Source organism: Myxococcus llanfairpwllgwyngyllgogerychwyrndrobwllllantysiliogogogochensis (genome assembly GCF_006636215.1).
Taxonomy (GTDB): domain Bacteria; phylum Myxococcota; class Myxococcia; order Myxococcales; family Myxococcaceae; genus Myxococcus; species Myxococcus llanfairpwllgwyngyllgogerychwyrndrobwllllantysiliogogogochensis.
The window spans coordinates 1-7,749 of sequence record NZ_VIFM01000397.1; the positions used below are offsets into that span (position 1 = coordinate 1).

The window sequence follows — 7,749 nt, forward strand, 5'->3', positions numbered from 1 at the left end:
CGTCCGGAGGCGGTGCGTCACCGGGCTGGGTGAGCCAGAAGGCCAGGGCGGCCAGGAGCACGAGGATGCCCAGGCAGACCAGGGGGACGACGACCCAGCGGGTGACGGAACGCTGTTGGGACATACATGCTCTTGGGGTGCGGGAAGGGCGGGGAGGATATGCCGGGGGTCGACGCCCGTGGGCGCTCAGTCGCAGGAGCGCTGGTCGGGCTTGCCGTCCGTGCATTGGCCCGCGGGGGCGAAGCGGGACTCGGCCTCCGCGACGACTTCGTCCACGGGCCGGGCGCACTCGGCCTCCGCGAGCGTGCCGCGAATCTCGAACAGACGCAGCACCTCCGCGCACCGCTGCTGGAAGGTCTTCACCCCGTCCTTGAAGAGCGGACGCATCACCCGCGGCGAGAAGGCATAGCCGCTCGCCGTCGCCAGCGAGGACTCCGGACGGAACATCCACGAGGAGCGCCAGCTCGACGCCACCTGCTCGAAGCGCGCCGGCCCCATCCACATGCTCGTGGCGGCCTGGAGTGAGCGCGGCTCCGTCGGCACGAAGCCCGTGCCCGTGCGACGGCAGTAGGTGGGCACCGCGGTGGGGTCCTCCACGTTCGCCAGCCGCAGCGTGCAGACGTTGTACTCCGCGAAGCGCCGGCCCACGGCGGCCAGCTCCGCCTGCTGCACCTCGCCCACGCGCGGCTGCGCGACGAACAGGTCGATGGTCCGCAGCAGCGTGCTCACCGCGTTCTCCGGCGGAGGCTCGGGCGTCGGCTCCAGGCCGCCCGTCGAGACGACGAGCACCCGCTCCGCGCCGCGCTGCACGGCCTGGAGCAGCGGCAGCCCCGAACGCACTCCGCCGTCCAGGAACGTGCCCTGGTAGCGCCCCGAGCGCGAGGGAATCCACGGCACCGGCTCCGCGAGCACCGGCTCGACGATGGACGCCACCACCGCGTTGATGAGGCCGTCCACGCGCTGCGCGTCCGTCGCCGTCGGCGGGAAGTCCGCCGGGTCCTGGTCGCTGATGCCGAAGACATCCCCGGTGTTGAAGTCCACCGAGACGGCCACCAGCTCCGTGCCGTTGGTGAGCTGCGCGGGGATGACGGCGGCGCGCAGCTTGTCCTGCACCCCGTCGAAGCGGACCAGCCCCTTCAGGTCCGAGGCAATCTTCCAAATCCACGTCGAGTTGACGCAGTAGAGGTCCGACTCCACCGAGCACGTGTAGTTGCCGAGGAGCATGTCCCGCGCCTTCTGTTCCTGGCCGGGCGTGTGGAACAGGTCCACCATCGTGCCGATGAGCGCGCCGGTGCTGGTGCCCGCCGCCAGGTCGATGCGCGCGTCACCACACCCCTCGGGCTCGGGCTTGCCCCGGCACTGCTCCATCACCCCGAGCAGCCGCCACATGATGCCGGCGCTGAAGGCCCCATTGGCTCCGCCGCCGCTGAGCACCACCGCGTTGGATGGACGCCCGAGCTTGCGACTCCAGCGGCGGGCGCTCACGTACTGGGCGGCGGACTCGGCGCCTTCACGCAGGCCCTGCTTGAGCAGGAAGGGATTCATCGGGTCCTGGAGCGAGTCGCCCAGCGCGGCCAGCGACGCGGCGATGCCCATCGCGTTGCCGATGAAGCGCTGCGCGTCGACCTCGGCGGCCGTGGGACGGGTCGGGTCCACCGTGCCCGGCATCGCCGGCAGGCCCCACACTCCTCCCGCCACCGTCTTCTTCAAGAAGGTGTCGTAACAGGCGGAGTTGCTGCCTCCCGCATTCGCTCGCAGACACTCCACCTGCTCCGCGATGACCTCGGACGCGCCGCCCAGGGCGGACATCCACTTCGCTGCTTCCGCCGGGTCCGCGTAGGCGTCCACCAGGTGCGAGCGCGTCAGGCGCCCCACGCGCTCCCGGAGGGACACGGGCAGCGGCGGAGTCTTGGGCTCCGAGGGCGCGTTGAGCTCATCGAGGATGTAGCCGGTTCGCAGGAAACAGCCGCTCGACAGGGCGGCCATCGCCGCGAGGCACAGCAGGTACGTGCTACTTCGGTTCACGAGGTCCCCCGTCAAGGAGCGCATGGCGGGGGCCCGGGAAGCGGACGGCGGGGCACCCCTTCGTCACATCGCGAAGGGGACGTTAGCGCATGCGGCCCACGCGGGAGGGACGACAAACGAAAGGCCCACCCCTGGGGAGAGGTGGGCCCGCTGCTCCTGGACTTCATGGCCCGGGAGAGGGCGAGGGCCCTACGGGTACACCTCGCGGCGAGTCGTCGTGGTGCGCGGCGTGGGGGAGATGGCCCCTTCCGCGTGGACGCGCTGGCGCTTGCTCACCCCCAGCCCCGCGCCGAGCACCGAGGCGACGAGCCCCAGGAGCAGCGCGCCGAAGACGCCCCAGAAGGCTCGCCCCGTCTTGTCGGCGGCCTGGAGCGCGCCCTGCTGCACCTGCTCACCCACCTGCCCCACCTTCGCCTTGGCGCCGTCAATCTGTATCTGGACGCGGTTGGCGACGTCCTCCGAGTCCTGCCGCGACAGCCGCGTGTTCTCCGCGATGGAGGTGACGAGCAGCTCGCGGTCCACGTTCCCCGTGCGCACCGCGGTGGTGACGATGTCCTTGGTGGCCGCCTCGAGCTGATTGGCGGTGATGGTCGGTTTGCCCTCGGCCTTGAGCCGCTCGTTCACCGGACCGAGCGCATCGTTGGCATCCAGGCCGAACGCCTGGGCCGCGTTTCCACCCTGGGAGGCCGCGCCCGCCACGGCCGCGCCGGTGGCACCCACCACGCCCGTGGTGGCCTTGAACGCCGTGCCGACGACGGTGGACACGACCATGCCCATGAGGACGACGCCGGCAATCGTCGTCAGGCCCCACATCACCGCGCCGTGCATCGCGCCGCCGGCCTTGTCCACCACGCCCGCGGTCCTCGCGGCCAGGAAGCCGCCGATGAAGAGGGCGATGAGCGGCGCGATGAGGCCCCAGATGCCGGTGCCGATGCCCGCGGAGCGCGCGCTGTCGGGGTTGCTCGGGTCCACGGAGGACAGGCCGAGCGCGAGGCCCAGCGAGTACAAGAGGATGAGCACGCCGAGCGCGACGACGGTGCCGCCGAGAATGGCGCCCCAGCTCAACTTGAAAGGCGTTCCCGCGCTGGCGCCGATGACGCCAGGTTTCTCGTTCTCCACGATGGTGGTTGCCATGGGCCGGGCCTCCTGCCGCGGTGAGCACCCAAGGGACGGGCGTGCTCGGGTCCGCGGCAAACATGGGCATCGTCGGGCAACGGACGATTCCTCACCCCAAGGACGCCCCCTCGGTGGGAGGGGGACGGCGAAGGCTCACCGCAGGCCGAGTGCCTCGATGAGCACCGCCTCTCGCGCCACCACGGGCGAGCGGGGAAGGGCTTCCAGCGAGAAGGCGCGCACCAGCGCGTCGAGTGTCCTGGGACTCCCATCGCCCAGGCCACTCCATGCGGCGAGCAGGCCGAGCACCCGCTCGGGAGCAAGTCCGCGCTCGCGCAGCTCAGCGAGCGCGAAGGCACCCTCGCGCTTGGCGAGGCGCTTGCCATCCTCTCCATTCACGAGCGGGACGTGGAGGAAGTCGGGCGCCTGCTCACCCAGTGCCGTGTAGAGCTGGAGCTGGCGGGGCGTGGACGACAGCAGGTCATCGCCGCGCAGCACGTGGGTGATGGCGGTGGCGGCATCGTCCACGACGACGGCGAGCTGGTAGCTGGCGACGCCGTCATTGCGGCGCACCACGAAGTCACCCACCACCGCGTCCACGTCCTGCGAGTAGGGCCCCATGAGCGCGTCGACGAAGCGCACCTCTCCGGGCCGCGCGCGGAAGCGCCAGGCTGGGGCTCGCGTCTTCGCGCGCTCGGCCCGCTGGTCGACGGTGAGGTGGGCGCAGGTGCCGGGGTAGCGGGGGCCTTCCTCGGACAGGCCGTGGGGCGCGCTGGCGGCGCGAGCAATCTCGCCCCGGGTACAGAAGCACGGATAGACGAGGCCCTCGTTCTCCAGCGTGGCGAGCGCCTCGCGATAGATGTCATCGCGCTGACTCTGGACCAGGGGCGTCTCGTCCCAGTCGAGGCCGAGCCAGCGCAGGTCCGCCATCAAGTCCTCGACGTACTGGGGCTTGCAGCGCGCGCGGTCCAGGTCCTCGATGCGCAAGAGGAAGCGGCCCCCGGCGGCGCGAGCCTGGAGCCAGCCGAGCAGCGCGCTGCGGATGTTGCCCAGGTGCATGCGCCCGGTGGGGCTGGGGGCGAAGCGCCCGCGAAAGCCGCTCATGGCCGGACCAGCGGTCTGCGGATGGGGTCCACGGGCTTCCGGGTGGGCGCGGTGGGCTTCACCGGGTTCGACAAGGGGACGGCGTACACGCTCTGTGCGGCGCGAGTGACGCGCGAGGCACCCGGCGTGGGCGACAGGGGCAGTGTTTCGGTGAGCCCGGCCTCCACACCTCGTGAGGCCAACTGGGCCGCGAGCGCGCGCAGGGGCTCACCGGCGTCGAGCAGCTCCAGGTCCATCGCGAGGCGAGGCAGCCTGCGCGGCGCCGCGTCCCCAGGCGCGAACACGAAGGCATCCAACGCGAGCCCGGTGTCGGAGCGAGACAGCGTGCCGAACACGACGAGGTCCGCGCTCGCCTCGCGTCCCAGCGTCGATGCGGCCTGGAGCGCGGAGGTGTCGAGTCGATTGCCCGAGAGGGCGAGGGCCAGCGCGGCCGTGGCGCCGGTGCCGGTCGGCTGAATCGTGAAGGTGACTTCGCGCTCGGGGAGTGCCTCCACGACGCCGCCCACGGACTCACCGGAGGGAAGGGTGGCGCGCCACAGGTGCGCACCGGGAGGCACCTGCGTGACACGAACGGGCGTGGTGCCCGCGGAGGACCCATCGAGCGTGACTTCGAGGCCCTGTGGAAACGACTCGAAGCGGAGGACGCCGCGAGGCTGGGTGGCATGGGCCGCGCGGACGCGCTCGACGGTGTGGGCGAAGAGGGGCGAGGTGGCGGCGAGGGGCAGCGGACGACCTGGAGCGATTGCCAGCGCGTGGGTGAGGGCGCTCGCGGCTTCGTCATCGCGACCGATGGCGTAGCGCACGGCGGCGCGCAGGGCATACGTGTCCGCGAGCTCGGCGCCGTCCTGGAGGTGGGGGGCATTCGCGGCGTAGGCGTCCAGGGCGCGTCCGAGGGCACTCTCCGCGCGGGTGAAGTCGCGGGCCGCGCGCGCGGTGGTGGCCTCCTGCACGGCGGCCTGGGCGGCGGCGAGTGCGTCCGTCTTCACGTCGGTGGGAGACGGCACGGGAGGCTCCGCGAGGGCGAGCCCCGCCATGCCGTGGATTTCCGAGGCCAGTCGCGCGGCGAGTCGAGGACCTGCGCGCGCGGGCACGTCTCCGGAGACGGCCTGGAAGGGCAACACGGCCACCTTCGTCCGAGGCGCGCGTCGTGGCGCGGCGATGGAAGAGGCACCCAGGAGGAGGCAGAGCAGGAGCGCGAGTCGCGTCATGGTCGGAGCGGGGAGGAACCGTCCGAATTCCTAGCACGGAGCCGCGAGCCGCGCTCCGCCCGGCCGATGGGCGGGCCGGGGGCTTCGTCTTGCCGCGATGATGTCAGGTCCTTCCGCTCATGGTCCTCCTGCCTGTCATCGTGGTCGTCGTGGTGGTCGTGGTCGCCTCCATGCGACGCCATGGGAAGGTGAGCGCGAGCGCAAGGCCCGCCAGCCCCACGATGCAGTAGATGAGGCGCGAGAGGGCGCTCGCCTGCCCCTGCGTGTCGCCACCGAAGATGGCGTTCACGAGGTTCCAGTTGAAGAAGCCAATCAGGCCCCAGTTGATGGCGCCGATGATGGCGAGCACGGCCATCACCTTGGCGAGCACTGACTTCAGTCGGTCTGCTTCCAGTCGTTCCATGGCCTGTCTCCTCGTGTTGTCGAGAGTGTGAGCCGAAGGTGCTCGGTGCCTCTCATCGAGGGCGGGGACCGTCGGTATCCCTCGGTCTTCAATCTATGGAGCACCTGGAGCGCTCGACGCGATGGCCCGGCCGCCCTCGTGGTTCGCGGCGCTGCGGCCGAGGTGTCCCGTCCATGCTCAACGAGGACGGGAGCGTTCCACCGGAGGCACGAGTTCCCGAGGGGCGTCTCGAAGCCAGGGACTGCTCATCGTTGGGGCGATGAAACAGGATGCGAGGAACAGGAAAGACCCCTCCCGGCATCGCGCCTTGAAGGTCGCGCTCGGCGTCGTGTCCATGGCGTTGGTGCTGGTCGTCGGCGTGTTGGCGCTCAACCCTTCCTGGCTCGCGCAGCGTCTGCGCGGACAGGTCGAGACGGCCGCCACCCGGGCCCTTGGCCACAAGGTGACTCTGGAGAAGCTGGATGCGCAGTGGTTCCCGAAGCCTGGCGCCACGATGACGAACTTCCGGGCCGAGGGTGAAGGCGACGAGCCGCCCTTCCTGGAGGCCTCGCGTGCGACGGCCACCGTGCGGTTGTGGCCGTTCATCCGGAGCCTCGGCAAGGACGTGCGCGTGGGGGCGGTGAAGCTGGAGGAGCCTCGGGTGAACCTGGTCCGGCGCGCTGACGGGACGTGGAACTACGAGTCCGTCGGGAGTGCTCCGGGCAGCTCCAGCGGTGAGTCTGGAACAGGGGCCTCCACGGAGGCCTCCATCGAGAGCCTTCGGATTCAGGATGGCGTCGTTCAGGTGACGGACAGGCAGGCGGCAGGGGGCACGGCAGTGGCCGCGCTCCGGGACCTCGATGTGGACTTGAAGCACGTGGGGCCGGGCCTGCCGCTCGAGGGCTCGATGAAAGCGGCGGTCGCGGCCTCGAAGCAGAACGTGGAGGCGGACTTCAAGGTGGACCCACTTCCCACCGGCAAGCCCGCGCCCGGTCAGCCCTGGCCCACGGTGACGATGAAGCTGCGCGGAAGGGATTTCTCCGTGAGCGAGATTCGCGACTTCCTTCCGCCCTCGGCGACCGCCTACTTCACGGGAGGGCTGGTGGATGTCGACGCGGAGGTGAAGACGGACCAGGGACAGTACGTGCTCACGGGCCATGGAGCGGCGAAGGGGCTGAAGCTGAGAGGGGACCCGGCGAGCGGCTCGTTCGACTTCAACTCACGCATCGACCCCGCGAACGCGAAGGCTGCGAAGGTGAACTTCACGCGCCTCGCGCTCGCGGGTCCAGGTGTCGATTTGGGCGGGACGGCTTCGGTGCAGATGGGGCCTCCGCGCGTGCGGTTCGCGTTGGAGGGGAAGGAACTCGATTTGCAGCACCTGCTGGGGGCGCTTCCCAACGAGCCGAAGAAGGAGGCGTCCTCCAACACGACCACCGCGCTTCCCGCCACTGTGCGCGCGAGGCTCGGGAAGGTGGAGGTGGATGGGACGCTCAAGCTCGCGAGCCTTCGTCATGGGACGCTCCAGGCGACGAACGTGGACGCGGAGGCGAAGCTGGATGACGGGGTGCTCCTCATCGAGCGAGGAGGGGCGACAGTCTATGGCGGGCGCGCGGACCTCACTGGGACGAAGGTGGACCTCACGAAGTCGCAGCCCGCGTGGACGCTGAAGGCGAACCTGGACGGGATGAACACCGCGCAGGCCTTCCAGGCGTTGTCCGGACAGTCGTCGCTGCAAGGTCTCGCCAGTGGGGAGCTGCAGCTCAACGGAAGTGGCCTGGACTGGACGCAGGTGCGTGACCGCGTCACGGGGGGAGGGAGCGTGCGTCTTCGCGACGGAGCGCTCACGACGGCGGACCTGGGGGGCGCGTTGGCTCCGGCCCTGTCGCAAGGACTCTCGGCGCTGGGGCAGAAGGGGGC

Annotated in this window: 6 protein-coding genes; 1 reads left to right on the top strand and 5 read right to left on the bottom strand. The window is 70.7% G+C overall.

From position 1 onward, the window contains the following. Positions 1 to 186 precede the first annotated feature (186 nt). The 5 genes from FJV41_RS46590 to FJV41_RS46610 form a co-directional block, all read right to left on the bottom strand. Positions 187 to 2,025: a patatin-like phospholipase family protein gene (locus FJV41_RS46590; RefSeq protein ID WP_141649076.1), complete on the bottom strand. Its 1,839-nt coding sequence runs from the start codon at positions 2,023 to 2,025 to the stop codon at positions 187 to 189. A gap of 189 nt (positions 2,026 to 2,214) precedes the next feature. Continuing rightward, positions 2,215 to 3,159: a hypothetical protein gene (locus tag FJV41_RS46595; protein WP_141649077.1), complete on the bottom strand. Its 945-nt coding sequence runs from the start codon at positions 3,157 to 3,159 to the stop codon at positions 2,215 to 2,217. Between the two features lie 135 nt (positions 3,160 to 3,294). Continuing rightward, a complete protein-coding gene (gluQRS, locus tag FJV41_RS46600) occupies positions 3,295 to 4,242 on the bottom strand; it encodes a tRNA glutamyl-Q(34) synthetase GluQRS (protein ID WP_141649078.1) in 948 nt (315 codons plus the stop codon). Further along, on the bottom strand, positions 4,239 to 5,450 hold the full coding sequence (locus FJV41_RS46605) for a PEGA domain-containing protein (protein WP_217446248.1): 1,212 nt from the start codon (positions 5,448 to 5,450) through the stop codon (positions 4,239 to 4,241). Before FJV41_RS46605 ends, gluQRS begins: the two co-directional genes overlap by 4 nt. A gap of 103 nt (positions 5,451 to 5,553) precedes the next feature. Further along, positions 5,554 to 5,853, bottom strand: a complete 300-nt coding sequence (locus FJV41_RS46610; RefSeq protein ID WP_141649079.1) for a DUF378 domain-containing protein — start codon at positions 5,851 to 5,853, stop codon at positions 5,554 to 5,556. 307 nt (positions 5,854 to 6,160) lie between these two features. On the opposite strand from FJV41_RS46610, the gene FJV41_RS46615 reads away from it, so the two are divergent. Continuing rightward, a partial coding sequence (locus tag FJV41_RS46615; RefSeq protein ID WP_246137853.1) for an AsmA family protein occupies positions 6,161 to 7,749 on the top strand: 1,589 nt, incomplete at its 3' end.

What these genes read in the sequence shown, in the direction of transcription:
- FJV41_RS46605 (WP_217446248.1), bottom strand. Translation starts at nt 5,450, where the DNA reads ATGACGCGACTCGCGCTCCTGCTCTGCCTCCTCCTGGGTGCCTCTTCC.
- FJV41_RS46610 (WP_141649079.1), bottom strand. Translation starts at nt 5,853, where the DNA reads ATGGAACGACTGGAAGCAGACCGACTGAAGTCAGTGCTCGCCAAGGTG.
- FJV41_RS46595 (WP_141649077.1), bottom strand. Translation starts at nt 3,159, where the DNA reads ATGGCAACCACCATCGTGGAGAACGAGAAACCTGGCGTCATCGGCGCC.
- gluQRS (WP_141649078.1), bottom strand. Translation starts at nt 4,242, where the DNA reads ATGAGCGGCTTTCGCGGGCGCTTCGCCCCCAGCCCCACCGGGCGCATG.